This window comes from Bacillus paranthracis, assembly GCF_024296885.1.
Lineage (GTDB): Bacteria > Bacillota > Bacilli > Bacillales > Bacillaceae_G > Bacillus_A > Bacillus_A paranthracis.
The window spans coordinates 780,001-804,324 of the sequence record NZ_CP101135.1; the positions used below are offsets into that span (position 1 = coordinate 780,001).

The window sequence follows — 24,324 nt, forward strand, 5'->3', positions numbered from 1 at the left end:
AAACACAGCTCTCTGCGAAGCCGTAAGGCGAAGTATAGGGGGTGACACCTGCCCGGTGCTGGAAGGTTAAGGAGAGGGGTTAGCGTAAGCGAAGCTCTGAACTGAAGCCCCAGTAAACGGCGGCCGTAACTATAACGGTCCTAAGGTAGCGAAATTCCTTGTCGGGTAAGTTCCGACCCGCACGAAAGGTGTAACGATTTGGGCACTGTCTCAACCAGAGACTCGGTGAAATTATAGTACCTGTGAAGATGCAGGTTACCCGCGACAGGACGGAAAGACCCCGTGGAGCTTTACTGTAGCCTGATATTGAATTTTGGTACAGTTTGTACAGGATAGGCGGGAGCCTTTGAAACCGGAGCGCTAGCTTCGGTGGAGGCGCTGGTGGGATACCGCCCTGACTGTATTGAAATTCTAACCTACGGGTCTTATCGACCCGGGAGACAGTGTCAGGTGGGCAGTTTGACTGGGGCGGTCGCCTCCTAAAGTGTAACGGAGGCGCCCAAAGGTTCCCTCAGAATGGTTGGAAATCATTCGTAGAGTGCAAAGGCATAAGGGAGCTTGACTGCGAGACCTACAAGTCGAGCAGGGACGAAAGTCGGGCTTAGTGATCCGGTGGTTCCGCATGGAAGGGCCATCGCTCAACGGATAAAAGCTACCCCGGGGATAACAGGCTTATCTCCCCCAAGAGTCCACATCGACGGGGAGGTTTGGCACCTCGATGTCGGCTCATCGCATCCTGGGGCTGTAGTCGGTCCCAAGGGTTGGGCTGTTCGCCCATTAAAGCGGTACGCGAGCTGGGTTCAGAACGTCGTGAGACAGTTCGGTCCCTATCCGTCGTGGGCGTAGGAAATTTGAGAGGAGCTGTCCTTAGTACGAGAGGACCGGGATGGACGCACCGCTGGTGTACCAGTTGTTCTGCCAAGGGCATAGCTGGGTAGCTATGTGCGGAAGGGATAAGTGCTGAAAGCATCTAAGCATGAAGCCCCCCTCAAGATGAGATTTCCCATAGCGTAAGCTAGTAAGATCCCTGAAAGATGATCAGGTTGATAGGTTCGAGGTGGAAGCATGGTGACATGTGGAGCTGACGAATACTAATAGATCGAGGACTTAACCATATAATATGAAGCAATGTTATCTAGTTTTGAAAGAATATAAAAAACTTGTTGACTTTTAAAGTTAAATAAGTTATAATGATTCTTGTCTTAAATGAATAGAGTCTGGTAATGATGGCAGAGAGGTCACACCCGTTCCCATACCGAACACGGAAGTTAAGCTCTCTAGCGCCGATGGTAGTTGGGACCTTGTCCCTGTGAGAGTAGGACGTTGCCAGGCAAAATGGAGGATTAGCTCAGCTGGGAGAGCACCTGCCTTACAAGCAGGGGGTCGGCGGTTCGATCCCGTCATCCTCCACCATATATGTCGGAGGGGTAGCGAAGTGGCTAAACGCGGCGGACTGTAAATCCGCTCCTTCGGGTTCGGCAGTTCGAATCTGCCCCCCTCCACCATTCTTAATTAATGGGCTATAGCCAAGCGGTAAGGCAACGGACTTTGACTCCGTCATGCGCTGGTTCGAATCCAGCTAGCCCAGCCATTAAGAGCCATTAGCTCAGTTGGTAGAGCATCTGACTTTTAATCAGAGGGTCGAAGGTTCGAGTCCTTCATGGCTCACCATTTTAACAAAATATGCGGGTGTGGCGGAATTGGCAGACGCACTAGACTTAGGATCTAGCGCCTTTGGCGTGGGGGTTCGACTCCCTTCACCCGCACTTTTAATAAAATAACTCATACATGTCTTGCGGAAGTAGTTCAGTGGTAGAATACAACCTTGCCAAGGTTGGGGTCGCGGGTTCGAATCCCGTCTTCCGCTCCAATTTTCAATATGACATGCCGGGGTGGCGGAACAGGCAGACGCACAGGACTTAAAATCCTGCGGTGGGTGACCACCGTGCGGGTTCGACCCCCGCCCTCGGCACCATATGCGCCCGTAGCTCAATTGGATAGAGCGTTTGACTACGGATCAAGAGGTTAGGGGTTCGACTCCTCTCGGGCGCGCTTTTAATAACGGGAAGTGGCTCAGCTTGGTAGAGCACCTGGTTTGGGACCAGGGGGTCGCAGGTTCAAATCCTGTCTTCCCGATATTCCCAAAAACATGGGGCCTTAGCTCAGCTGGGAGAGCGCCTGCCTTGCACGCAGGAGGTCAGCGGTTCGATCCCGCTAGGCTCCACTTTATTTATTATATGTCTCGGAGGTATACCCAAGTTCGGCTGAAGGGATCGGTCTTGAAAACCGACAGGCGGTGAGAATCGCGCGGGGGTTCGAATCCCTCTACCTCCTCCATTTTCTTTTAAAATGGTTTAGACATAAATAATAAAATATTTTTTCCTTCATGGAGGTATACCCAAGTTCGGCTGAAGGGATCGGTCTTGAAAACCGACAGGCGGCGAGAGTCGCGCGGGGGTTCGAATCCCTCTACCTCCTCCATTTTTTATAAAGTAAATATTTTATCATCGCGGGGTGGAGCAGCACGGTAGCTCGTCGGGCTCATAACCCGAAGGTCGCAGGTTCAAATCCTGTCCCCGCAACCAAATGGTCCCGTGGTGTAGTGGTTAACATGCCTGCCTGTCACGCAGGAGATCGCCGGTTCGACCCCGGTCGGGACCGCCATTTATGTTTGGCTCGGTAGCTCAGTCGGTAGAGCAGAGGACTGAAAATCCTCGTGTCGGCGGTTCGATTCCGTCCCGAGCCACCATTTTTTTATGCCGACTTAGCTCAATTGGTAGAGCAACTGACTTGTAATCAGTAGGTTGGGGGTTCAAGTCCTCTAGTCGGCATCCTTTAGGGGCATAGTTTAAAGGTAGAACTGAGGTCTCCAAAACCTCCAGTGTGGGTTCGATTCCTACTGCCCCTGTAAAGTATATGGGCCTATAGCTCAGCTGGTTAGAGCGCACGCCTGATAAGCGTGAGGTCGATGGTTCGAGTCCATTTAGGCCCACCATATATTATTCCGCAGTAGCTCAGTGGTAGAGCTATCGGCTGTTAACCGATCGGTCGTAGGTTCGAGTCCTACCTGCGGAGCCATGGCCCGTTGGTCAAGTGGTTAAGACACCGCCCTTTCACGGCGGTAACACGGGTTCGAATCCCGTACGGGTCATAAAAAAAGAGTCAGCATATTGCTGACTCTTTTTTATTGTGCGTTCATTCTCCTTTATCAACTGATTTTCCTGAAATAAATAAAGGGATTTAGGAAAAGCTATGGTATGTATAAAAAGGAGGAGATACAAATGACACGAGTGAGAGACTTGATGAGCACTCATATTGTACAGTGTACACCGTTAGACAATGTATATGAAGCTGCTGTAAAGATGAAAGAAGAATCGATTGGATTGATCCCGGTTGTTGAAAATGAACAAGTTGTTGGTCTTGTTACGGACCGAGATTTAGTTGTTCGAGGGATTGCTGAAAAACATCCTGGATCTAATAAAATTACAAATGTAATGACAAAAAACATTGTTTCAGTTTCTCCAGATGATCCTATTGAAAAGGCTACAGAGTTAATGGCACAGTATCAAATTAGACGATTGCCAGTAGTTGAGAGTGGTCAACTCGTTGGGATGTTAGCACTAGGAGATTTAGCTATAAAAGAATCGGCAGATGATCAAGCGGGATTTGCTTTAAGTGAAATATCAGAGCATACGGAATGAAGTGAGACTTTAATTAGTGTAATACGTTACGTATAAAAATCAGATACATTATTCTAGTATATAGGGTTAAGCTAATATGTTAGCATGATGTATCTGAGCCATTATATAATAAGTATACAGTTAGTAATTTCGACAGTTTATTTAAATTTGTCATTCCTAATTATAAATAAGAGAAAAAATGATATACTGATAGATATAAGTATTATGATTGATTTCGAATATAACAATATTCATTGTTAATGATGTGATAATGGATTAATATTTCCTATGTAGATAAAAGGGAAGGGGAATTATATGAAGGCTGTACAGCGCGATCCAAATTGGAATTTGGTTACAGATACATATATAGAACCAAATAATTTCGCTGAATTATTTTCTTTGCTTGTACCTTGTCATCCAAAAGGTGAAGGGAAAGAACGAACTATATTAGTGTGGAAAGAAAAAGAATTTTATAAAGAAGAAAATTTAGCGGCATTTATCGTATATGGAATGAATAAAGCAAAGAATTTACCGCAATTTCATAAAGACGAAATTCCAACTTTAGTACGTATTCTTCGCTTATGCCAAGAAATTGGTTGGTATGAAGAAGCGAATACTTTTATGGTAACTCAAGGGCTAGCTGAGTTTGTTCATACTTCATTGGAATATGAAACGTGGGATCTTTTGACGCAGGCGGTTGCTTTAAACTATTTAATAATTAAATATCGTATTGGTGAATTAACTGATGGAGATGTAGAAATTTGGGATAGAGTTAAATTTAATGAGAAATGTATAACAGACTGTAAACATTTATTATCCCATAAAGAAGTATTAGAATTTACATTTTTTTATATGTGTAAGAGAGCTAAGTCACTATCAAAAGAGCAATTAAATAGTGATATGATGAGTTTAGCGATGTATTGTAATACTTTTGTTTATGACTTATATACATATGATTTATTACGAAAGTATCGTAAGTGTACAGACTTTCTATCATATTATGGACCTAGTCAAGCGGTGTTAGCTTGCCAAAGGGCTGTACTTTCTCAAATTTCAGATCGATTAGACCCACTCAAGACTACTCATGTAGATGATTATTTATATGTAATGAAAGATATGATGGAGCATATGACGATAGGAATAATGGATCGATATGATCATTTTATTGGAAAATTATTATCATATGTGCCATTTTTTGAAATGATCCAAGTTCCACAACATGCATATTATTGTGAAGAATTATTGTATATTTGTAAGGGCATTAAATATAAAGAAGAAATATTACGCAATTATATATTTATACAATTACATGACTGTTTACCATCTTTCTTTAAACTGTTTCTTAAAAATAAGCGTTATGCAACGATTCATGATATTCTGTTCTATTGGTGTGATGATGAACAAAGAATGAGCTTAGAGAAAAAATATAATCTTAGCTTTATTTATGAAAAATATGCTTGTGGATAAAGAGCACTTTCTATATAAATTAAAAAGGATCTCAATTGTGAGATCCTTTTTTTATTAGTAAAGCAAGGAGAATGTAATTAAGACGAGAAATAACATTCCATAAAGGAGAAATTGTGCCGTATAGCTTCCTTGTATACCAAAAAAAGTATTTGTTTTTTTATATAAATTCAATATATATTTTATCGGATTATCTTTGAAAGATTGGTACACAGTGTCTCCTCTTTCTAAGCTTCTTGTTCGTGTTTTTTGTTATTAGGGACATGAATGTATCTAGCTATGAATAATAAAACAGCCATAAAAAATACGGGAAATACGGTAGATAAATAAAAACTATTACTAATAATATTTGTTATTAAAGCACTTAATAGAAAAATGGCATTATAAATATGGGCAATTTTTTGTTTTAGTTGAACTTGAAAAGCTTCCATCATAATTTCTAAAGCAACAAAAGCAATGATAATAGATAAAAATACAGTATTTGTATTATAAATTACTAAGCAACAGATTAGGCCTAAAAAGGCTAAGTATTCAATTAAGAGAGGTATATTGATATTGCGTGGCATACAATTTACCTAACTAAATATGGCAGTGGGTTTACTGCATTTGTTTTTTCAAAATTCCATTCTCCATTGTGTAATTCAAAATGAAGATGTTGCCCGTATGAATGACCTGTGTTTCCCATATGACCTACTAATTGTCCAGCTTGTACTTGATCACCAGCTTGTACAGTGCGATCTTTCATGTGAGCATAGACTGTTGTATATAATTTCCCGTTTATTTGATGGGCGATGAACACAACATTGCCATAGCTAGCTGAATAATATGATTTCACGACTTTACCTGCCGCAGCAGCCTGGATAGAGACATTACCCTGAGCTGCGATATCTATACCATAATGCATTTGTTCCCAGCGCATATCAAATGTTGAGCTAATTTTTCCTTGAGTAGGGAATTTGAAAACGGCTGGAATGGAAGTAGGTTGAGTCGTTTGAGCTTGTGATTGCGTTTGATTTTGCACTACATAATGCTTTGCCACATATCCGTATCCTGTGCCAAAACGAATTTTATACCAAGTTCCTACAGTTTCCACTACTTGTAATTGTGTACCATTTTGTAATGAACCAAGTAGTGCGCTACTTGTACTAGCGTTGCTACGCACATTAAGTTTAGGTGTTGCAACTGTGTATTTCGTATTATTTTGAACTGTGATGCCTTTTACTAAAGGCTGTGAACCATTAGATACGAATGCCTTTTGTACGTAACCTGTTTTGCCATTATGTAAAATTTTATACCATTCACCTTGTTCTTCTTGAATAGTAATGAATTTCCCATTTGGTAATACATCTAAAATTGAAGATTCTAAATTAGGTTCAGAACGAACGTTTAATGCATTGGCATTGACGATATATTGATTATTAGATTGAAGTTTGTTTTTTAGTAGAATAGAATCTTTTTGTACGTAACCTACTTTATTATTAACAGATACTTTATACCAGCCATTAGTTGTTTCAAGTATATTCACTTTCGTATTAAAGCGAATTGTATCAATTGATGAGCTATTTGCGTTATCTTTTGTATGTAAGGCTACTTGATCGACTTTGACATATCCAGTTTTCACATTAGATAATTGTTCAGCGTTGGCTGTTTGTACATTTGTTTCTCCCATAGAAGGAAGTAAAGAAGCAATTGCGACAGTAGTTGCTGTTAAAGCAGTAGCTTTCATATTCATATAATAGAGACCTCCTCTAGTTGTATAGTTGTAATTTTATTATAGTATAAAGATATAATATAGTGGGTGTATTCACATAAATGTAATATGAAATCAATATAAAAATAAATTTTTTGAGGATAATGATTCCTTTTTATCCAATTTATTAGGATAATAATTTCTAAGATAGAATATAAGTGTTATATGGTTTTGTTATTTTGTTGACAATTGAGAAAATTAAAACAGTTGATGATGTCTTATTACGGTGTTATACTGACAGTGATAATTTTATAGTTTGCTAGGAGAGCTGGTGTTGCCAGCTGAGAGTAAGACCTTAAGTCTTTGATCCTTTTTATTACCTGATCTAGATTATGCTAGCGTAGGGAAGCAATTCGGACACTAATAATGAGTCCCCGTTTCTTTGCGTATAGAAACGGGGCTTTTTTATTTGAAAATTTCATATTGAAACCACTAGGGGTGCTTGTTGTGCTGAGAGAGGAATAATCCTTAACCCTTACAGACCTGATCTAGATAATACTAGCGAAGGGAAGTGGAGCAACGAATAAATTATAATTTTATTTGCTGTAACCACTTCTTATTTAGAAGTGGTTTTTTATTTAGATATATAAATTGAAAGGGGATAGAGAAATGAAATTTTGCGATAGATTATTAGAAACTGTACAACCAGTTTGGGAGATGAGTCATAATCATCCATTTGTTGTAGGTATGGGGGATGGTACGTTAGAAAAAGATAAGTTTCAGTATTATATTATTCAAGATTATTTATACTTGTTAGATTATGCAAAGTTATATGCGATCGGTGTTGTAAAGGCAACAAATCCACAAGTTATGGGGAAATTTGCTGAACAAATTGATGGGATATTAAACGGAGAAATGACAATTCATAAACAGTATGCAAAAAGACTTGGAATTTCTATAGAGGAGATAGAGTCTGCAAAGCCATCTGCTAAAAATTTAGCTTATACAAATTACATGATGTCTGTATCTCAAAATGGCACACTTGCGGAATTAATAGCAGCACTTCTTCCATGTATGTGGAGCTACTGGGAGATTGGAAAGCGTTTAAATGATATTCCTGGAGCAAGAGATCATGAGTTCTTTGGTGAGTGGATTCAAGGCTATAGCTCTGAAGAATATGGCAACCTTTGTGTTTGGTTAATCGATTTATTAAATGAAATGGCAGTTGGAAAGTCTGAAAAAGAGCTAGATCGATTAGAGGAGATTTTCCTATATTCCAGTCGATTTGAATATTTATTCTGGGATATGTCCTACCGTAAGGAGATGTGGGGATTTGAGGAGCAAGAACATACTACAGTTTCATAATGTTTCTTTTCATTATGATGAGAAGCCAATCATTAATGAATTAAATGCTTCTATACAAGATAAAGAGTTTGTAAGCATTATCGGACCGAGTGGATGCGGGAAAAGTACTTTATTTCGCCTTATTACAGGTTTAGAAGAAGCGAGTACAGGACAGATAGAACTAACAGAAACAAAGAGCCATCCTGTAGGGTATATGCCCCAAAAAGATATGCTCCTGCCATGGAGAACGATTATTGAGAATGCGGCCCTGCCGCTAGAGTGCCAAGGTGTACAGAAGAAAGAAGCACAAATAAAGGCAAAGGAACTGTTACACAAATTTGGTTTACAAGGATATGAGACAAAATATCCGAAAGATTTATCTGGTGGTATGAGGCAACGCGTATCTTTCATTCGAACTTTATTAACAGGCGGAGAGATATTGCTCTTAGATGAACCGTTTAGCGCGTTGGATGCTTTAACGAAGGCATCTTTGCAGGAATGGTTGTTTGAACAATGGAAAGAGTGGGAAAAAACAATTTTATTTATCACTCATGATGTGGAAGAAGCATTGTTTCTTTCTAATCGAATTTTAGTGGTAGAGCAGCAACCGATAACTACTTTAACCGAGAGGATTGTACCGCTTGATCATAATCGGACAAGAAAAGATTTATATAAACCGGAAGTATTAGCGCTGAAAGATGAGCTTCTTAGTATGTTGCAAAGGCAGGTACTCGTATGATGAACCGGTTGAAGGAGCTATTACCTGCTCTTACACTTTCTAGTATTTTACTTGCTCTTTGGGAAGTAGGCGCAAGAATTGTAGATGAAATGTACATTTTACCGTCACCGTCTGCAATTGTAATGAAGATATGGAAACTAAAAGACATATTATTTATGGTTCATTTGCCAGCAACATTATATGTCGTTTTAATAGGGGTGGCTATTTCTATCGTACTTGGGGTAGGGCTAGCGATGTTAATGAATGCGAGTAATTGGATGGAGAGAGCATTTTATCCATTATTAGTTGCCTCACAAACGATTCCTATTACAGCGCTTGCTCCGCTTTTCGTTTTATGGTTTGGATATACGATCTGGAGTAAGGTTGTTGTTACGGTTTTAATTACGTTTTTCCCAATTGCAGTTAATACGTATGATGGACTGCGCAGTACGAAAAAAGAATGGGAAGAGCTTTTAGTTACGTATGGGGCAACGAAAAAAGATGTTTTTCTTAAATTAAAATTGCCGTCTGCACTTCCTTATTTTTTCTCAGCTTTAAAAATTGCAGTACCGCTTAGTGTAATTGGGGCGGCAATTGGTGAATGGCTCGGTGCACAAGCGGGGCTAGGATATTTCAGTAAGAGAATGATGACGCAATTAGACGGGGCAGGTGTATTTGCACCCATTGTATTGTTATCGTTATTAGCTATTTTCTTCGTCGTACTTATTTCGGTATTAGAAAAGAAATTCATTAGTTGGAGGAAGCATTCATGAAATTTTTAAAACGCATCTTTGTGCTTACATTATTAGTTGCAATGATTGCTGGATGTTCGAGTAATTCAGCATCAGATAAGAATAAAAAAGAGAAAGAAATAACGGTCATGCTTGATTGGTACCCAAATGCGGTACATAGCTTTATTTATGCGGCAATTGAAAAAGGTTACTTTAAAGAAGAAGGAGTAAAGGTAAATATTAAATTCCCTTCTAATCCGACTGACCCATTAACGTTAGCAGCTGCAGGAAAAGTAACAGTTGGCTTATATTATCAGCCAGATGTTGTCATGGCAAAAGCAAATGAACAAATTCCAGTGAAATCAATTGGAGCTGTCGTACGTTCACCATTAAATCATGTTGTATCGCTGAAGTCTGCAGGCATTCAATCGCCAAAAGATTTAGAGGGTAAAACAGTTGGGTATTCTGGAACACCTTTAAGTGAGATGTATTTAAAAACGATGGTAAAAGAAGCTGGTGGTAATCCAGATACAGTGAAAGTAGTCGATGTTGGTTTTGATTTAGTACCAGCATTAATTACGAAAAAAGTGGATGCGGTAACAGGAGCATATATTAACCACGAAGTACCTGTTATGCGTCATGAAGGTCATGAACCAGCATACTTTAATCCAGCAGATTATGGTGTACCGAATTATCATGAGCTCGTATTTGTAACAGGTGATAAAACATTGAAAAAAGATAAAGAAGCTTTGCAAGCTTTCTTGCGTGGTACGAAAAAAGGCTATGATTTTATGAAGAAAAACCCAGATGAAGCATTGAATATTTTATTAAATCATCAAGAAAAAGAAAACTTCCCACTTGTGCCAGAAGTTGAAAAGGAAAGTATGAAAATTTTATTAGAGAAGATGGAAACGAAAGATGAGCCATTTTTATCAGATTCAAAAGAGTCATGGGAGAAACAAAATAAATGGTTGAAAGATAAAGGAATGACGAAAGAAATCGTTCCGGCCGATGAGTTATTCGAAAACATTTTAAAGTAGGCGAATGAATATGAAAAATGAGCTTCATGTAATCTCAAATGGTCACATGTCATTCGAAGAGTTAGTGAATGTAGCGATGCAAATTGAAAGTGAAATTGATTATTTGCATATTCGTGAGCGTGAGAAAAGTACGAAGGAATTGTATGAAGGTGTGGAAAGTCTTTTGAAGAAGGGCTTTCCAGCATCGAAAATAGTGATAAATGATCGAATTGATATTGCTATTTTATTAAATATTCCGCGCGTGCAGCTAGGATATCGAAGCGCAGATGTAAGGTCAGTGAAAGAAAAGTTTTCTTATTTGCATGTCGGTTATTCTGTGCATTCTTTAGAAGAGGCGATTGATGCATTTAAGAATGGCGCGGATTCACTCGTCTATGGTCATGTATTTCCGACAGATTGTAAAAAAGGTGTGCCAGCGAGAGGGGTTGAAGAAATTTCAGACATTGCAAGGTGTTTATCCATACCGATTACAGCAATTGGAGGAATCACTCCGGAAAACACTGGAGATGTTCTTACTAACGGCGTCAGTGGTATTGCTGTTATGTCTGGGATTATAAGTAGTAGTAACCCGTATAGCAAAGCGAAATCTTATAAGGAATCAATAAGAAAGTGGGCGGAAAAACATGTGTAAGAAGTATGATGTAGCGATAATTGGCGGTGGTGTAATTGGTAGTTCAGTTGCACATTTTCTAGCAGAAAGAGGCCATAAAGTAGCGATTGTAGAGAAGCAACAGATTGCATCTGAAGCCTCGAAAGCAGCCGCTGGTTTACTTGGGGTGCAGGCAGAATGGGATGAATATGACCCGCTATTTGAACTTGCGAGAGAAAGCCGTGCTATATTTCCACAACTTGCAGAAGTTTTACGCGAAAAAACAGGCATCGATATTGGGTATGAAGAGAAAGGCATTTATCGCATTGCTCAAAATGAAGATGAGAAGGAAAGAATTCTTCACATTATGGATTGGCAGCAGAAAACCGGTGAAGATTCTTATTTCCTAGCGGGAGATCGTTTGCGAGAGAAAGAGCCGTATCTATCTGAGTCAATTATAGGGGCTGTATATTATCCGAAAGATGGTCATGTTATTGCACCAGAGCTTACGAAAGCATTCGCACATTCCGCATCATTCTCGGGTGCTGATATATATGAGCAAACAGAAGTATTTGATATCCGTATTGAAAATAATAAAGTGACTGGAATTGTGACAAGCGAAGGTATGATCACTTGCGAAAAAGTTGTTATTGCGGGTGGCTCATGGAGCACAAAGTTACTAGGTTATTTTCACCGCGAATGGGGTACATATCCAGTTAAAGGAGAAGTAGTAGCGGTCAGAAGTAGAAAACCACTTTTAAAGGCGCCTATTTTCCAAGAAAGATTTTACATTGCACCAAAGCGCGGCGGACGTTACGTAATTGGAGCAACGATGAAGCCCCGTACATTCAATAAAACTGTGCAACCAGAGAGTATTACTTCTATATTAGAGCGCGCGTATACAATATTGCCAGCATTAAAAGAAGCGGAATGGGAAAGCGCATGGGCAGGATTAAGACCACAGTCGAATCATGAAGCTCCTTATATGGGAGAGCATGAAGAAATAAAAGGTTTATATGCTTGCACAGGCCATTATCGAAACGGCATTTTATTAAGTCCTGTTTCTGGTCAATATATGGCTGATTTAATAGAAGGAAAGCAGGAGAATCACTTGCTAGATTCATTGCTTTCTAAAACAGTTTAGAAAGGGGATGAAAGTTTGAATTTAAAAATTAATGGTAATCAAATTGAAGTGCCAGAGAGTGTGAAAACAGTAGCTGAGCTACTTACACATTTAGAGTTAGATAACAGAATTGTTGTAGTAGAGCGTAATAAAGATATTTTACAAAAAGATGATCATACAGATACATCTGTTTTTGATGGAGACCAAATTGAGATTGTAACTTTCGTAGGAGGCGGTTGATTATGTTAAACATTGGACCATTTTCATTTCATTCTAGACTTTTATTAGGAACAGGAAAATTCCCTGATTTTGATGTGCAGCAAAAGGCAATTGATGTATCTGAGGCAGAAATTTTAACGTTCGCAGTACGTCGTATGGATATATTTGATGCAAAGCAGCCTAATTTATTAGAGAGACTTGATGTAAAAAAATATACGTTATTACCGAATACAGCCGGAGCAAAAAATGCTGAAGAAGCTGTTCGTATTGCAAAATTAGCAAAAGCTTCAGGGCTTTGCGACATGATAAAGGTAGAAGTTATTGGTGATGATAGAACGTTATTACCTGATCCGGTAGAGACGTTAAAGGCATCTGAAATGTTACTAGAAGAAGGATTTATCGTACTTCCGTACACATCTGATGATGTTGTATTAGCACGTAAATTACAAGAACTTGGCGTGCATGCGATTATGCCAGGAGCATCTCCAATTGGATCAGGACTTGGTATTGTAAATCCATTGAATTTGAGCTTTATTATTGAACAAGCGACATTACCAGTTATCGTTGATGCTGGTATCGGTAGCCCGGCTGATGCGGCATTTGCGATGGAATTAGGAGCAGATGGTGTGTTATTAAATACAGCTGTATCAGGAGCAAAAGATCCTATTAAAATGGCACAAGCAATGAAATTAAGTATTGAGGCAGGCCGTTTAGGCTTTGAAGCAGGTCGTATTGCACGTAAACGTTGTGCAACAGCAAGTAGTCCTTTAGAAGGAATGAGCGTAGTTGAATAATCGATATTCTCGCCAAGAACTATTTTCTCCAATTGGAGAAGAAGGACAGCAAAAGATAAGGGAAAAGCATGTGCTCATTATCGGTGCAGGCGCACTAGGTAGTGCAAATGCAGAAATGTTTGTAAGAGCTGGTGTTGGCACAGTAACGATTGTTGACCGGGATTATGTCGATTGGAGTAATTTACAAAGGCAGCAATTGTATGCAGAGAGTGATGTGGAAAATAATCTTCCGAAAGCTGTAGCAGCGAAGAAGCGTCTAGAAGAGATTAATAGTGAAGTAAGAGTAGAAGCGCTCGTTCAAGATGTAACAGCTGAGGAGTTAGAAGAACTCGTTACAAACGTTGATGTAATGATTGATGCAACTGATAATTTCGAAACGCGTTTCATTGTGAATGATATGGCACAAAAATATTCTATTCCATGGATTTACGGAGCATGTGTAGGGAGTTACGGTCTTTCTTACACAATCCTTCCTAGTAAAACGCCATGTTTATCTTGTTTATTACAATCGATTCCGCTTGGCGGAGCGACATGTGATACAGCGGGGATTATATCACCTGCTGTATCTCTCGTCGTTTCTCATCAAGTAACGGAAGCTCTTAAACTGTTAGTGGAAGATTACGAATCACTTCGAGATGGACTTGTATCGTTTGATGTATGGAAGAATGAATATTCATGTATGAATGTGCAAAAGCTTCGTAAACATAATTGCCCTTCGTGCGGAGAGAATGCATTATATCCTTATTTAAACAAAGAAAATACATCGAAAACAGCAGTTTTATGCGGGAGAAATACAGTTCAAATTAGACCACCTCATAAAGAGGAAATAGATTTTGAACGATACAAAGAGCTGCTGCATGATCGTGTGAATGATTTAAATGTAAATCCATATTTATTATCATTTTCTGTGGAAGAAAAGAGATTAGTTGCTTTTAAAGATGGTCGTGTACTTGTACATGGAACGAAAGATATAAGTGAAGCAAAAACAGTTTATCATCGTTATTTTGGATAGAAAAGGATGAGTGGGATGAAAGTAAATAAAGCTTTAACAATTGCAGGATCTGATAGTGGCGGCGGTGCCGGCATTCAAGCAGATTTAAAAACATTCCAAGAGCTTGGTGTGTATGGGATGACGGCTATTACGGCAATTACTGCTCAAAACACGCTTGGCGTTCAAGGGGTATATCCAGTTTCGTTAGAAGGTATTACGGAACAGTTGAATTCAATTGGTACGGATTTAACACCAGATGCTGTGAAATTAGGAATGTTATTTAGCAGCGAAATTATTCAAATTGTAGCAGAACATATTAATAAATTTGGCTGGAATAATATTGTACTAGATCCTGTTATGATTGCTAAGGGCGGTGCATCATTATTACAGCAAGAAGCAGTACAAGCGTTAAAAGAATATTTATTGCCAGTAGCAACAGTTGTAACGCCGAATGTTCCTGAGGCAGAAGTGTTAACGGGGCTAGAAATTCATAACGTTGAAGATAGTAAAGAGGCTGCAAAAGTATTGCATGAATTAGGGGCGAAATATGTACTTATGAAGGGCGGACATGCAGAATATCAAGGTAATGAAGTAATTGATTTACTTTTTGATGGAGAAAAGTTTATTGAATTTAGAAGTGAACGAATTCCTTCAAAGCAAACGCATGGAAGCGGGTGTACATTTGCTTCAGCGGTTACAGCTGGACTTGCGAAAGGATACTCAATTGAAGAGGCAGTTCAAGAAGCAAAACAATTTATTAGTATAGCAATTGAAGAGCCGCTACATATTGGAAGTGGTCATGGACCGACGAATCATTTTGCATATAAATTGAATAAAGCACATGTATAAGTAGACAAAAGTCAGTTGTATAACTGGCTTTTTTTTCTGTTTACTTTTTCTAGATACAAGAGTAATATATCAGCCAGAATATATTTTTTGTAATACGCTGAGTCCAATTATATGGAGCGGAGGAACCAATTTGTGCAGTGTCACTAGGGGTGAATCTTTCAATTTTGAAAGTAGGGCTACTCTCAAAGTCCGAATCCGACAGCTAACTTCGTAAGCGTCTTGAGAGAGGACGGTGCCATGATGGATACATCACTTCATCGATCTGATTAGTATAGGGGAATATCAATCTATGTTTGAGTTCTTTTATGCTAAGGAGGATGAGGTACATGGAACTAACACTTATTTGTGTTGGAGAAGAAAGCAAGGTAAATAGTTTAATAGATTTAGTAGCGTTTCAACATGAGTTAATTATTTTTACCGCAAATGAAGAGATAGCGGCTGAAGTGAGGAATTGTGGGTTTGATTGGACGTATAGCTGTAGTAAGGAGCAGGATTTTGCTAGTGTTTGTGAGTGTATTAAGAAGGTGATTTTACTAGGGGATGAGCTTCCAATTATTAGCTTCTTTACAGAACACATTCGCTTTTCTTTTCAAGCACCTATTACTGTTGTTACAAGGAATAAACGATACCCAGCGAGGCTCTATGAAACAATTGGAGCTACATTTGTCGTGTTTACGAATTGTGATAATATTTCTTTTTTATTTTTTGAATAGGGCGGGGGAGAAGAAGATGAAGGTGTTGTTACTAGGAGATATAGCGAATCGTTGGGCGGTATCGGTAGAGCGAGTTCAAGAATTGGTGGTACTTGATCCTATTTTTCCAAGGCCCTATATCATATTGCCATCGAAAGACGCTTTATATTTAAAAACAGATGTTATCGAATATGAGCAGCTACATGCAGAATTGTCACAAGTTTATATTCGCGGGAGAAATTTACGTGCTTTTTTACGAGGAGAATAAATAGTGAATAAAAATAGAGCGAATGCTAAGTGCAACAAGCTATGCACTTCATGTCATTCGCTCTTTTTATTTCGTATTTAAAAGATCATTTATGTGAAAAAGAAAGAAAAGACGAGAAAACAGATGAAAAAATATTAATAACACTCAATGTAAGCGTTTAAATAGATGGATATTTTCTTATTTTCAGTAATTTAGCTCTTTACAAGTGAAAAATAGAGGAGTATATTTACTCTCATAAATCATTCATAAAATTTCCAAAAAAACCTAAAATCGCTGAGTTCCAGAAATGGAGCGGGGGAACCAATTTTGTGCATTGTCACTTGGGGTGAATCTTTCAGTTTTGAAAGTAGGGCTACTCTTTAGGCCCGAATCCGACAGCTAACCTCGTAAGCGTTTAGAGAGGAGGTTTACTTTTTGTTGTTCATTTTTTGAACACTGAGTAGAGCTCAGTGTTCTTTTTTAATATTTTAATGGTAAATTTTTACAGAAAGGTGAGAGGGTAGCTATGTTAGATGTTGTAATGATCGGAATTTTTGTTGTGTTAGTCGCATCGATGGCAAGTCTTGCAAGTTGGTCAGATAAAGTTGTGAAAGAAGGGAAGCAATCATGATGATTGTTTTATCAGTTATTGTTGCAGCAATTACGGTGTACTTAGTGTATGCATTATTAAATCCGGAAAAGTTTTAATTAGGGGGAGTCATTCATTATGATCTGGGTTGCAGTCGTTATTACAATGCTATTGTTTATTCTTGTGGCAAAGCCAACGGGAATTTATTTAGAGAAAGCCTTTCAAGGTAGTAAAAAGCTAGATAAAGTATTCGGGCCTTTTGAAAAACTTATTTTTAAAATTACGGGTGTAAAAGAATATAATCAAACGTGGAAACAGTACGCATTATCATTAGTTTTATTAAATGGATTTATGATTGTTGTCGTATATTTCATTTTCAGACTACAAGGAGTATTGCCATTAAATCCAGCACACATTGAAGGAATGGAGCCTACGCTCGCTTTTAATACAGCAATTAGTTTTATGGCTGATACGAACTTACAGCATTATAGCGGTGAAAATGGTTTATCTTATTTATCACAATTAATCGGAATTACATTCTTAATGTTTGCAGCACCGGCAACGACGTTAGCGCTCGTTATGGCATTTATAAGAGGGCTAGCTGGAAAAGAACTCGGTAACTTTTTCGTTGATTTTACGAGAGCATTAACGAGAGTGTTTCTTCCTATCGCATTTATGGCGGCACTAGTCTTTGTCGCACTTGGTGTACCACAAACGTTAGACGGGGCAGTTACGGCGCAAACGATTGATGGCGCGAAACAAAGTATTTTACGCGGGCCAGTTGCATCATTCGTGTCCATTAAGGAACTTGGAAATAACGGCGGTGGATTTTTCGGAGCCAACTCTACGCATCCTTTCGAAAATCCAGGGCAAATGAGTAATATTTTGCAAATGATGCTTATGATGTTGTTGCCAACAGCACTTCCATTTACGTACGGACGAATGGTAGGAAATAAAAAACAAGGTCGCATCCTTTTCGTTTCACTATTCATGGTGTTTTTACTAGGATTTATAACAATTACGACATCTGAATTAAACGGGAATCCAGCTTTAAATGGAATGGGTATCGAACATGTACAAGGAAGTACAGAAGGAAAAGAAGTAAGGTTCGGAACAGTATTTTCTTCACTATACGCAACAGTAACGACAGCTGCTGAAACCGGAGCGGTGAATACGATGCATGATACGTTAACACCAATTGGTGGGTTAGTACCACTCGTAAATATGATGTTAAACACAGTATACGGCGGCGTTGGAGCAGGCTTTGTGAACATTATTATGTATGCGATTATCGCAGTTTTTATATCAGGATTGATGGTTGGACGGACACCGGAGTTTTTAGGTAAGAAAATTGAAGGGAAGGAAATGAAATTAATTGCGGTAACGATACTATTTCATCCACTGCTTATTTTAGGATTTTCAGCATTAGCTCTTTCAACAAGTTTAGGAACGGATGCTATTTCTCATTCCGGTTTCCACGGTTTGACGCAAGTAGTATATGAATACACATCGTCAGCTGCGAATAACGGATCTGGATTTGAAGGATTAGCGGATAATACACCGTTTTGGAATATTACAACTGGTTTAGTTATGTTTTTAGGACGCTATTTCAGTTTAATTACGATGCTAGCTGTTGCAGCTTCATTGAAAGAAAAGACGGTTGTACCAGAAACAGTCGGAACGTTCCGTACGGATAATAGTTTATTTGGCGGCATTTTCATCGGAACAATTGTAATTGTCGGTGCATTAACATTCTTCCCAATGTTGGTACTCGGTCCAATTGCAGAATTTCTTACATTGAAGTAATGGAGGGTAAATGATGAGACCGGTAGTAGTAAAAGAAAAAAGAGTAAATGAGTCGCAAATACATGTTGTAGAAGAGGAAGTTAGACAAGCGAAAACAATGGATCGTGATATCGTGACACATGCGATGAAACAGTCCTTTGCGAAATTGAATCCAAAAGTCATGATAAAGAATCCGATTATGTTTGTTGTAGAAATTGGATTTATCATTACGTTCATTTTATCGTTTCTTCCAAGTCATTCTAGTAGTGTACCAGGATGGTTTAATATAACAGTTTCTTTCATTCTCTTATTTACAGTTTTATTTGCTAATTTTGCAGAAGCATTAGCGGAAGGACGGGGGAAAGCGCAAGCCGATTCTTTAAAACAGTCGAAGAAAGATGTGTTTGCCAATGTTGTAAAAGAAAATGGGAACATTGTTCAAGTTTCAGCAACGGATCTGAGAAAAGGTGATGTTGTTATTGTAAAACAAGGAGAAATGATTCCAAGTGATGGGGAAGTCATAAAAGGATTAGCATCTGTTGATGAATCTGCGATTACAGGGGAATCAGCTCCTGTAATAAAAGAAGCTGGCGGTGATTTTTGTTCCGTAACAGGCGGTACGATGGTTGTAAGTGATGAGATTACGATTATCATTACGAGTAATCCTGGTGAATCATTTATTGATAAAATGATCTCTTTAGTAGAAGGGGCTGCTCGTCAAAAAACACCGAATGAAATTGCTTTAAATACAGTATTAACGAGTTTAACGCTTATTTTCTTAATCGTTGTTGTGACGCTGCCGATTTTCACAAATTATTTAGGGTTTCAAATTGATACAGCTGTACTTGTAGCATTGTTAGTTTGTTTAATTCCAACGACAATTGGTGGATTATTATCAGCGATTGGTATTGCCGGGATGGACCGTGTGACAAAGTTTAATGTGTTAGCAATGTCGGGTAAAGCAGTAGAAGCTGCTGGCGATATTAATACAATTATTTTAGATAAAACGGGTACGATTACTTTCGGGAACAGAATGGCTCATACATTATTACCTGTAGGAAATGAAACGATTGAGCAAGTTGGAAAGTGGGCTGCGATTAGCTCAGTTTTAGATGAAACACCAGAAGGTCGATCTGTTATCGAGTATGTGCAAGCGAAATCTATATCATATAATAGAGAACTTGCGGAACAAGGTGAGTTTGTTCCATTTAAAGCAGAAACGAGAATGAGTGGTGTTGATTTACAGGACGGAACGAAAGTGAGAAAAGGTGCTGTCGGTAGCGTGATTGAATGGGTTCAGTCACAAGGTGGAACAATTCCGAAAGATGTAAATCAAAAAGCAGATTTCATTTCAAAAGAGGGCGGAACACCACTTGTAGTTGCAGTGAATAATCGTATTTACGGTTTAATCTATTTAAAAGATACAGTAAAACCTGGTATGCGTGAACGTTTTGAACAGTTGCGTCAAATGGGGATTAAAACGGTTATGTGTACAGGGGATAACCCATTAACAGCAGCAACCATTGCAAAAGAAGCAGGAGTAGATGAGTTTGTTGCTGAGTGCAAACCAGAAGATAAAATTGCAGTTATTAAAGCAGAGCAAGATAAAGGGAAACTCGTAGCGATGACAGGTGATGGTACAAATGATGCGCCGGCATTAGCACAGGCTGATGTTGGATTAGCGATGAATAGTGGTACAACAGCTGCGAAAGAAGCAGCCAATATGATTGATTTAGATTCGAACCCGACAAAAATTATTGAGGTTGTAGGAATCGGTAAGCAATTGTTAATGACACGTGGTGCGTTAACGACGTTTAGTATTGCAAATGATATAGCGAAATATTTTGCAATCATTCCAGCAATGTTTACACTTGCGATTCCGCAAATGGAAGCATTGAACATTATGAAACTAACATCACCACTGTCAGCGATTTTATCAGCATTACTATTTAATGCGGTTATTATTCCATTACTCATTCCATTGGCGATGAAAGGTATCGCATATAAACCGATGAGTTCGAATGCACTACTTGGCCGAAACCTACTTATTTATGGGCTTGGCGGAGTGATTGTACCGTTCATTGGAATTAAAGTAATTGATATGATTGTCGGCTTGTTTATATAAGGAAGAGGGGAAAGAGATGGCGAAGAAACAAAGTATACTATCACCAATCATCCGTATTACTTTTACATTTTTAGTGTTGTGCGGACTTGTATATCCGCTTATTGTTACTGGTATTGCACAAGCAGTAATGAAGGATAATGCGGATGGAAGTCTAATATATAATGATAAAAATGAAGTGATTGGTTCTAAATTAATCGGTCAAAATTTCACAGATCCACGTTATTTTCATGGGCGTGTTTCTAGTATTGAATATAAAGCAGAAGCGTCTGGTTCAAATAACTATGCACCGTCTAATCCAGATTTAGAGAAACGAGTAGAGAAAAGTATTGAAGAGTGGAAGAAACAAAATCCGAGCGTTCCAGTTACAGAAGTACCAATCGATTTAGTGACAAATTCAGGTTCAGGGCTTGATCCTGACATTAGTCCGAAGGCAGCTTCCGTGCAGGTAGAGCGTATCTCTAAAATAACGAATATTCCGAAAGAAACGCTAAATCAATTGATTAAGGAGCAAACAGAAGGTGCGGCACTTGGCTTATTTGGAGAAAACCGTGTGAACGTTTTAAAGTTAAATTTAGAATTACAGAAACTACTGAAATAGTAACAACGCTACCTCAATCTAAAGGATTGAGGTAGCGTTGTTTCAAAAGAAGGGTTGTGAATGTTTTGTATGCGGATGATTATAAACCAACTTTTCAAAGGCGAACACCAGAAGAGTATTTAAAATATATTCGTCAGCAAAACCGTGGGAAGTTAAAGCTATATGTAGGAGCAGCTCCAGGAGTAGGGAAAAGCTATAAAATGCTCTATGATGCTAGAGAGATGAAAAAGGACGGTATGGATATTGTAATTGGTTTAATTGAAACGCACGGGAGAAAAGAGACAGAAGACGCAATTGCTGATTTAGAAAAGGTTCCTTTAAAAGAAATAGAGTATAAAGGGAAAGTGTTTTATGAACTTGATGTGGAAGGAATTATAAAGCGTGCGCCGCAAGTCGTTGTAGTGGATGAACTTGCACATAGTAATATTCCCAGCTCTAAAAATAAGAAGCGTTATATGGATGTACAAGAATTGTTAGAGGCTGGTATATCCGTATTGTCAGCGTTTAATATTCAACATTTAGAAAGCGTTCATGACATTGTAGCTCAAATTACAAATGTAAAAGTAAGAGAACGAATTCCAGATTTTATTTTACAAAAAGCAAATGAAATTCAGCTCGTTGATGCAACGCCGGAAGTACTTCGGAAGAGGTTAATAGATGGAAAGATATATAAAGAAGAAAAAATTCAGCAAAGCTTACAAAATTTCTTTACGCTTAATAATTTAGGAGCACTAAGAGAATTATCACTTCGGGAAGTCGCTGACGATATGGACGAAAAGATTAGTCAAACAGTGATAGAACCAATCGGAGTGAAAGAAAAAATTCTCGTTTGTGTACAGTACAGTTCAACAGCAGAGAAATTAATAAGACGGGGCTGGCGCATGGCTAATCGCTTAAACGCTGAATTGTATGTATTAAATGTTGAAAGAGAAAATATAGACTCTCTTTCAGCTAGTAAAAAACAAACAATTGAAGAGTGGAAGTCGCTCACGAATCAATTTGATGCAAGTTTTGTATTAGAAGAAGCAAAAGGGAGAAAGCCTGCGGATGTTATTATTGAAGTCGCGAAAAGATTGCAAGTAACACAAATTTTACTTGGGCAATCAGCGAGAACGCGGTGGGAAGAAATTCGAAAAGGTTCTATTGTAAATGAAATTATGAGACAGACGAAACATATTGATATTCATATTGTTGCGGATCAAAGAGTTTAAAATAGAGACCATCTGTAGGTCTCTATTTTGCTTTTTGTGTGGCAGGGAAGCATAGCATTTTCATTGCATATAAGATTACAAGTAAAAACATAATTGCGCCTAGGAAGAAAATCCAAAAGTAATTTTGGTTAAATAAAAGAAATCCACCTATAAGTGGGCCTGTGCCCATACCAAGATAGCGGATGAAGTTGTACATACCGATAGCTGTTGCGCGTTCTTGTACGAATTCTTCCGTTAATAAAGTAGTGTGAGTTGGCATAGAAAGTCCCATACTAAAACCGTACAAAGATGTAACGATAATGATGAATGGGATATTAATGCTATATGTGAAAGAGAATAAAACGACACATATAATTTTGAAGAAACTCGTAATAAATAAAGTTTGCTTTGTTGTGAGGCGTTTTTGCAAAAACTTGTAGCAAAAACTTCCCAGCATGATAGAAAGAGACATTGGTACAAACATAAGACCAATTTCATTTACAGTTAAATGAAATGAATTTGTTAAAATACTCGGTAAAAAAACGAGAAAGCAAAAGTAAATACAAAATTGAATGAAGCCAATAAGAGTAATAGAAAATCCAGTTTTATTTTTTAAGATAAACCAGTAATTCTTTTTTGCTTGCGGTTGCTTAATTACAGTAGGTTTTGTTTCTGGAAGTAGTGAAAGGTTTATCATTAATAAAAGAATGCCAAGTATAGATAAAAATAGAAATACGGATAAGTGGCCATTTATACTGCCGAGATAACCACCAATGAGAGGACCAATCGCAGGTGCGAGGGCAAGTAACATTTGGTATAGGCTCATCGCTTCTCCGCGTTCTTTTCCTTCAAATAAATCGCCGATAATCGTTGCTGAAACTACAGGTATAGCCGCTATTCCTATAGCTTGAACAGCTCTAAAAAAGAGAAATAAATAAATGTTTGCCGAAAAAGCACATCCGATTGAACCAATTGTACTAATGACTAAACTAGGGATAAGGACAGATTTTCTCCCTTTTGTATCAATTAAAGGTCCATATACGAGCTGCATAATTGCAAGAATGAATGTGAAAAGTGAAACTGTTACATTTACAAGATAAAGAGAAGTATGAAAAGAACCTTGAATCATGGGCAAGATAGGTGTGTAAATATTTTGAGCGAAGGAACCAAGTAAGGCACTAATACAGACAACATATAAAATGAAATGTAGTTTGGATTTTTTCATTATGTTAACCTCCTCCTTTTTAGTTTCCTTGGAAACTAAATTTATTTTAACATGTTTTTCTCACTTGTAAATATGAAAAAATGATTTTAAAATGGTATATAGTTAAATTGTTTCTTTGGAAACTTAGGGGGCGAACGGATTGGATTATGTAACGAAACAAATGGAAATACTTTCGGACATTCGTACACTTTTGCATAAAAGAGAAGAACATTTGAAAGGACAAAATGAGAAGTTTCTTCGTGAGACAGGTGTAAGTGGTATGTCTTTATCTGAGTTACATGTAATCGAGTGTATCGGGAAAAATGGTCTGATGAATGTAACGGCAATTACGATAGAAATGGGAATGACGAAGGGCGCAATCTCTAAAGTTTGTACAAAGTTGTTCCAAAAGAAATTCGTTGAGAAGATGCAAATGTTAGACAATCAAAAAGAAATTTTCTTTCGCTTAACGGAAAGCGGAAATGAAATATATAAAGCTCATGATAAATTGCATAAACAAGCTGAAGAAAAGTGGCTGTTATTCTTAGATAGATATACGAAAGAAGAACAAGATTTTATTCAAAGGTTTATAAAGGATGTCTCTGATCATTTGGAAATATAATTGGAAGAAAAAATTCCGTTTTCTCAAGTCTTTTAAATAT

General features: G+C 38.2%; 24 protein-coding genes, 20 tRNA genes, 2 rRNA genes and 4 riboswitches (1 of these 50 only partly in view). Of the genes, 43 read left to right on the plus strand and 3 right to left on the minus strand.

What is annotated here, in order from left to right:
* From NLJ82_RS03840 to NLJ82_RS03955, 24 genes are all read left to right on the plus strand, one after another.
* Positions 1–1,115, plus strand: a 23S ribosomal RNA gene (locus tag NLJ82_RS03840) (it extends 1,808 nt beyond the left edge of the window).
* A gap of 101 nt (positions 1,116–1,216) precedes the next feature.
* Positions 1,217–1,332, plus strand: a 5S ribosomal RNA gene (gene rrf, locus NLJ82_RS03845).
* Between the two features lie 5 nt (positions 1,333–1,337).
* A tRNA-Val gene (locus NLJ82_RS03850) sits at positions 1,338–1,413 on the plus strand.
* A gap of 8 nt (positions 1,414–1,421) precedes the next feature.
* Positions 1,422–1,505 (plus strand) — tRNA-Tyr (locus tag NLJ82_RS03855).
* Positions 1,506–1,516: 11 nt separating this feature from the next.
* A tRNA-Gln gene (locus NLJ82_RS03860) sits at positions 1,517–1,591 on the plus strand.
* Between the two features lie 4 nt (positions 1,592–1,595).
* Positions 1,596–1,671, plus strand: a tRNA-Lys gene (locus NLJ82_RS03865).
* 14 nt (positions 1,672–1,685) lie between these two features.
* Positions 1,686–1,766, plus strand: a tRNA-Leu gene (locus tag NLJ82_RS03870).
* A gap of 29 nt (positions 1,767–1,795) precedes the next feature.
* Positions 1,796–1,870: transfer RNA gene (locus NLJ82_RS03875), tRNA-Gly, on the plus strand.
* A 16-nt stretch (positions 1,871–1,886) separates the two neighbouring features.
* A tRNA-Leu gene (locus tag NLJ82_RS03880) sits at positions 1,887–1,975 on the plus strand.
* 3 nt (positions 1,976–1,978) lie between these two features.
* Positions 1,979–2,052: transfer RNA gene (locus NLJ82_RS03885), tRNA-Arg, on the plus strand.
* Between the two features lie 10 nt (positions 2,053–2,062).
* A tRNA-Pro gene (locus tag NLJ82_RS03890) sits at positions 2,063–2,136 on the plus strand.
* A 15-nt stretch (positions 2,137–2,151) separates the two neighbouring features.
* Positions 2,152–2,224 (plus strand) — tRNA-Ala (locus tag NLJ82_RS03895).
* A gap of 20 nt (positions 2,225–2,244) precedes the next feature.
* A tRNA-Ser gene (locus NLJ82_RS03900) sits at positions 2,245–2,337 on the plus strand.
* A gap of 51 nt (positions 2,338–2,388) precedes the next feature.
* Positions 2,389–2,481: transfer RNA gene (locus tag NLJ82_RS03905), tRNA-Ser, on the plus strand.
* Positions 2,482–2,508: 27 nt separating this feature from the next.
* Positions 2,509–2,585, plus strand: a tRNA-Met gene (locus NLJ82_RS03910).
* Positions 2,586–2,588: 3 nt separating this feature from the next.
* Positions 2,589–2,664, plus strand: a tRNA-Asp gene (locus tag NLJ82_RS03915).
* 9 nt (positions 2,665–2,673) lie between these two features.
* Positions 2,674–2,749 (plus strand) — tRNA-Phe (locus tag NLJ82_RS03920).
* A gap of 9 nt (positions 2,750–2,758) precedes the next feature.
* Positions 2,759–2,831, plus strand: a tRNA-Thr gene (locus tag NLJ82_RS03925).
* A 6-nt stretch (positions 2,832–2,837) separates the two neighbouring features.
* Positions 2,838–2,908 (plus strand) — tRNA-Trp (locus NLJ82_RS03930).
* A gap of 10 nt (positions 2,909–2,918) precedes the next feature.
* Positions 2,919–2,995, plus strand: a tRNA-Ile gene (locus tag NLJ82_RS03935).
* Positions 2,996–3,003: 8 nt separating this feature from the next.
* A tRNA-Asn gene (locus NLJ82_RS03940) sits at positions 3,004–3,078 on the plus strand.
* Between the two features lies 1 nt (position 3,079).
* A tRNA-Glu gene (locus NLJ82_RS03945) sits at positions 3,080–3,151 on the plus strand.
* 130 nt (positions 3,152–3,281) lie between these two features.
* Positions 3,282–3,701, plus strand: coding sequence for a CBS domain-containing protein (locus NLJ82_RS03950; protein ID WP_000199015.1), 420 nt, complete (start codon positions 3,282–3,284; stop codon positions 3,699–3,701).
* Positions 3,702–3,995: 294 nt separating this feature from the next.
* Positions 3,996–5,147 carry a DUF3965 domain-containing protein gene (locus NLJ82_RS03955; protein ID WP_000648924.1) on the plus strand — a complete coding sequence of 384 codons (1,152 nt, stop codon included), beginning with the start codon at positions 3,996–3,998 and terminating at the stop codon, positions 5,145–5,147.
* Between the two features lie 224 nt (positions 5,148–5,371).
* On the opposite strand, the gene NLJ82_RS03960 is transcribed toward NLJ82_RS03955, so the two are convergent.
* Both NLJ82_RS03960 and NLJ82_RS03965 read right to left on the minus strand, forming a co-directional pair.
* Positions 5,372–5,710 (minus strand): hypothetical protein, encoded by a 339-nt coding sequence (locus NLJ82_RS03960; protein ID WP_254754637.1) that lies wholly within the window; start codon positions 5,708–5,710, stop codon positions 5,372–5,374.
* A gap of 5 nt (positions 5,711–5,715) precedes the next feature.
* Positions 5,716–6,876 (minus strand): SH3 domain-containing protein, encoded by a 1,161-nt coding sequence (locus tag NLJ82_RS03965; RefSeq protein ID WP_001056053.1) that lies wholly within the window; start codon positions 6,874–6,876, stop codon positions 5,716–5,718.
* Positions 6,877–7,145: 269 nt separating this feature from the next.
* Positions 7,146–7,258, plus strand: a riboswitch (TPP riboswitch).
* 60 nt (positions 7,259–7,318) lie between these two features.
* Positions 7,319–7,421, plus strand: a riboswitch (TPP riboswitch).
* An 82-nt stretch (positions 7,422–7,503) separates the two neighbouring features.
* Between NLJ82_RS03965 and tenA the strand changes: the two genes are divergently transcribed.
* From tenA to kdpDN, 18 genes are all read left to right on the plus strand, one after another.
* Positions 7,504–8,199, plus strand: coding sequence for a thiaminase II (tenA, locus tag NLJ82_RS03970; RefSeq protein WP_000666831.1), 696 nt, complete (start codon positions 7,504–7,506; stop codon positions 8,197–8,199).
* Complete coding sequence (locus tag NLJ82_RS03975; protein ID WP_001256806.1) at positions 8,168–8,917, plus strand: ABC transporter ATP-binding protein; 750 nt, start codon at positions 8,168–8,170, stop codon at positions 8,915–8,917. Before tenA ends, NLJ82_RS03975 begins: the two co-directional genes overlap by 32 nt.
* Positions 8,917–9,669, plus strand: coding sequence for an ABC transporter permease (locus NLJ82_RS03980; protein WP_002027054.1), 753 nt, complete (start codon positions 8,917–8,919; stop codon positions 9,667–9,669). Before NLJ82_RS03975 ends, NLJ82_RS03980 begins: the two co-directional genes overlap by 1 nt.
* The gene (locus NLJ82_RS03985; RefSeq protein ID WP_000670443.1) at positions 9,666–10,667 is read left to right on the plus strand and encodes an ABC transporter substrate-binding protein; all 1,002 of its coding nucleotides are present in this window, start codon (positions 9,666–9,668) and stop codon (positions 10,665–10,667) included. The genes NLJ82_RS03980 and NLJ82_RS03985 overlap by 4 nt, the downstream gene beginning before the upstream one ends.
* Positions 10,668–10,677: 10 nt before the next feature.
* On the plus strand, positions 10,678–11,298 hold the full coding sequence (gene tenI / locus NLJ82_RS03990; RefSeq protein WP_000787182.1) for a thiazole tautomerase TenI: 621 nt from the start codon (positions 10,678–10,680) through the stop codon (positions 11,296–11,298).
* Positions 11,291–12,400, plus strand: a complete 1,110-nt coding sequence (gene thiO / locus NLJ82_RS03995; RefSeq protein ID WP_000335190.1) for a glycine oxidase ThiO — start codon at positions 11,291–11,293, stop codon at positions 12,398–12,400. Before tenI ends, thiO begins: the two co-directional genes overlap by 8 nt.
* Before the next feature lie 15 nt (positions 12,401–12,415).
* Positions 12,416–12,619, plus strand: coding sequence for a sulfur carrier protein ThiS (gene thiS / locus NLJ82_RS04000; protein WP_001049505.1), 204 nt, complete (start codon positions 12,416–12,418; stop codon positions 12,617–12,619).
* A 2-nt stretch (positions 12,620–12,621) separates the two neighbouring features.
* Positions 12,622–13,392: a thiazole synthase gene (gene thiG / locus NLJ82_RS04005; protein ID WP_000931987.1), complete on the plus strand. Its 771-nt coding sequence runs from the start codon at positions 12,622–12,624 to the stop codon at positions 13,390–13,392.
* Positions 13,385–14,404, plus strand: coding sequence for a thiazole biosynthesis adenylyltransferase ThiF (gene thiF / locus NLJ82_RS04010; RefSeq protein WP_001065434.1), 1,020 nt, complete (start codon positions 13,385–13,387; stop codon positions 14,402–14,404). The genes thiG and thiF overlap by 8 nt, the downstream gene beginning before the upstream one ends.
* A 15-nt stretch (positions 14,405–14,419) precedes the next feature.
* Positions 14,420–15,232, plus strand: coding sequence for a bifunctional hydroxymethylpyrimidine kinase/phosphomethylpyrimidine kinase (gene thiD / locus NLJ82_RS04015; RefSeq protein ID WP_000867406.1), 813 nt, complete (start codon positions 14,420–14,422; stop codon positions 15,230–15,232).
* A gap of 85 nt (positions 15,233–15,317) precedes the next feature.
* Positions 15,318–15,465: riboswitch (cyclic di-AMP (ydaO/yuaA leader) on the plus strand.
* 93 nt (positions 15,466–15,558) lie between these two features.
* The gene (locus tag NLJ82_RS04020) at positions 15,559–15,945 is read left to right on the plus strand and encodes a hypothetical protein (RefSeq protein ID WP_000424071.1); all 387 of its coding nucleotides are present in this window, start codon (positions 15,559–15,561) and stop codon (positions 15,943–15,945) included.
* A gap of 16 nt (positions 15,946–15,961) precedes the next feature.
* Complete coding sequence (locus NLJ82_RS04025; RefSeq protein ID WP_000866315.1) at positions 15,962–16,192, plus strand: hypothetical protein; 231 nt, start codon at positions 15,962–15,964, stop codon at positions 16,190–16,192.
* Positions 16,193–16,453: 261 nt separating this feature from the next.
* A riboswitch (cyclic di-AMP (ydaO/yuaA leader) is annotated at positions 16,454–16,599 on the plus strand.
* A 98-nt stretch (positions 16,600–16,697) separates the two neighbouring features.
* Complete coding sequence (locus NLJ82_RS04030) at positions 16,698–16,802, plus strand: SipW-dependent-type signal peptide-containing protein (protein ID WP_000887889.1); 105 nt, start codon at positions 16,698–16,700, stop codon at positions 16,800–16,802.
* Positions 16,802–16,879, plus strand: coding sequence for a K(+)-transporting ATPase subunit F (kdpF, locus tag NLJ82_RS04035; RefSeq protein WP_223153441.1), 78 nt, complete (start codon positions 16,802–16,804; stop codon positions 16,877–16,879). Before NLJ82_RS04030 ends, kdpF begins: the two co-directional genes overlap by 1 nt.
* A 19-nt stretch (positions 16,880–16,898) precedes the next feature.
* A complete protein-coding gene (gene kdpA, locus NLJ82_RS04040) occupies positions 16,899–18,566 on the plus strand; it encodes a potassium-transporting ATPase subunit KdpA (RefSeq protein ID WP_000638353.1) in 1,668 nt (555 codons plus the stop codon).
* Between the two features lie 13 nt (positions 18,567–18,579).
* Complete coding sequence (kdpB, locus tag NLJ82_RS04045) at positions 18,580–20,670, plus strand: potassium-transporting ATPase subunit KdpB (RefSeq protein WP_001248032.1); 2,091 nt, start codon at positions 18,580–18,582, stop codon at positions 20,668–20,670.
* Positions 20,671–20,686: 16 nt separating this feature from the next.
* Positions 20,687–21,268, plus strand: coding sequence for a K(+)-transporting ATPase subunit C (kdpC, locus tag NLJ82_RS04050; RefSeq protein ID WP_001085554.1), 582 nt, complete (start codon positions 20,687–20,689; stop codon positions 21,266–21,268).
* 56 nt (positions 21,269–21,324) lie between these two features.
* Positions 21,325–22,479, plus strand: a complete 1,155-nt coding sequence (gene kdpDN, locus NLJ82_RS04055) for a KdpD-like non-kinase potassium sensor (protein ID WP_079993943.1) — start codon at positions 21,325–21,327, stop codon at positions 22,477–22,479.
* A gap of 22 nt (positions 22,480–22,501) precedes the next feature.
* Here the strand turns inward: kdpDN and NLJ82_RS04060 are convergent, their stop codons facing one another.
* Positions 22,502–23,683, minus strand: a complete 1,182-nt coding sequence (locus NLJ82_RS04060; protein WP_000748678.1) for an MFS transporter — start codon at positions 23,681–23,683, stop codon at positions 22,502–22,504.
* Between the two features lie 139 nt (positions 23,684–23,822).
* On the opposite strand from NLJ82_RS04060, the gene NLJ82_RS04065 reads away from it, so the two are divergent.
* Positions 23,823–24,284: a MarR family transcriptional regulator gene (locus NLJ82_RS04065; RefSeq protein WP_000386825.1), complete on the plus strand. Its 462-nt coding sequence runs from the start codon at positions 23,823–23,825 to the stop codon at positions 24,282–24,284.
* The last annotated feature ends 40 nt before the right edge of the window (positions 24,285–24,324 follow it).

Bases quoted from the DNA above. Each gene is read 5' to 3' on its own strand.
- NLJ82_RS03985 (WP_000670443.1), top strand. From the start codon at position 9,666: ATGAAATTTTTAAAACGCATCTTTGTGCTTACATTATTAGTTGCAATG.
- tenA (WP_000666831.1), top strand. From the start codon at position 7,504: ATGAAATTTTGCGATAGATTATTAGAAACTGTACAACCAGTTTGGGAG.
- NLJ82_RS03955 (WP_000648924.1), top strand. From the start codon at position 3,996: ATGAAGGCTGTACAGCGCGATCCAAATTGGAATTTGGTTACAGATACA.
- thiD (WP_000867406.1), top strand. From the start codon at position 14,420: ATGAAAGTAAATAAAGCTTTAACAATTGCAGGATCTGATAGTGGCGGC.
- NLJ82_RS04025 (WP_000866315.1), top strand. From the start codon at position 15,962: ATGAAGGTGTTGTTACTAGGAGATATAGCGAATCGTTGGGCGGTATCG.
- thiG (WP_000931987.1), top strand. From the start codon at position 12,622: ATGTTAAACATTGGACCATTTTCATTTCATTCTAGACTTTTATTAGGA.
- kdpF (WP_223153441.1), top strand. From the start codon at position 16,802: ATGATTGTTTTATCAGTTATTGTTGCAGCAATTACGGTGTACTTAGTG.
- kdpC (WP_001085554.1), top strand. From the start codon at position 20,687: ATGGCGAAGAAACAAAGTATACTATCACCAATCATCCGTATTACTTTT.
- kdpB (WP_001248032.1), top strand. From the start codon at position 18,580: ATGAGACCGGTAGTAGTAAAAGAAAAAAGAGTAAATGAGTCGCAAATA.
- NLJ82_RS03980 (WP_002027054.1), top strand. From the start codon at position 8,917: ATGAACCGGTTGAAGGAGCTATTACCTGCTCTTACACTTTCTAGTATT.
- NLJ82_RS04060 (WP_000748678.1), bottom strand. From the start codon at position 23,683: ATGAAAAAATCCAAACTACATTTCATTTTATATGTTGTCTGTATTAGT.
- NLJ82_RS03965 (WP_001056053.1), bottom strand. From the start codon at position 6,876: ATGAATATGAAAGCTACTGCTTTAACAGCAACTACTGTCGCAATTGCT.
- NLJ82_RS03960 (WP_254754637.1), bottom strand. From the start codon at position 5,710: ATGCCACGCAATATCAATATACCTCTCTTAATTGAATACTTAGCCTTT.
- thiO (WP_000335190.1), top strand. From the start codon at position 11,291: ATGTGTAAGAAGTATGATGTAGCGATAATTGGCGGTGGTGTAATTGGT.
- NLJ82_RS03950 (WP_000199015.1), top strand. From the start codon at position 3,282: ATGACACGAGTGAGAGACTTGATGAGCACTCATATTGTACAGTGTACA.
- NLJ82_RS04030 (WP_000887889.1), top strand. From the start codon at position 16,698: ATGTTAGATGTTGTAATGATCGGAATTTTTGTTGTGTTAGTCGCATCG.
- NLJ82_RS04020 (WP_000424071.1), top strand. From the start codon at position 15,559: ATGGAACTAACACTTATTTGTGTTGGAGAAGAAAGCAAGGTAAATAGT.
- tenI (WP_000787182.1), top strand. From the start codon at position 10,678: ATGAAAAATGAGCTTCATGTAATCTCAAATGGTCACATGTCATTCGAA.
- kdpA (WP_000638353.1), top strand. From the start codon at position 16,899: ATGATCTGGGTTGCAGTCGTTATTACAATGCTATTGTTTATTCTTGTG.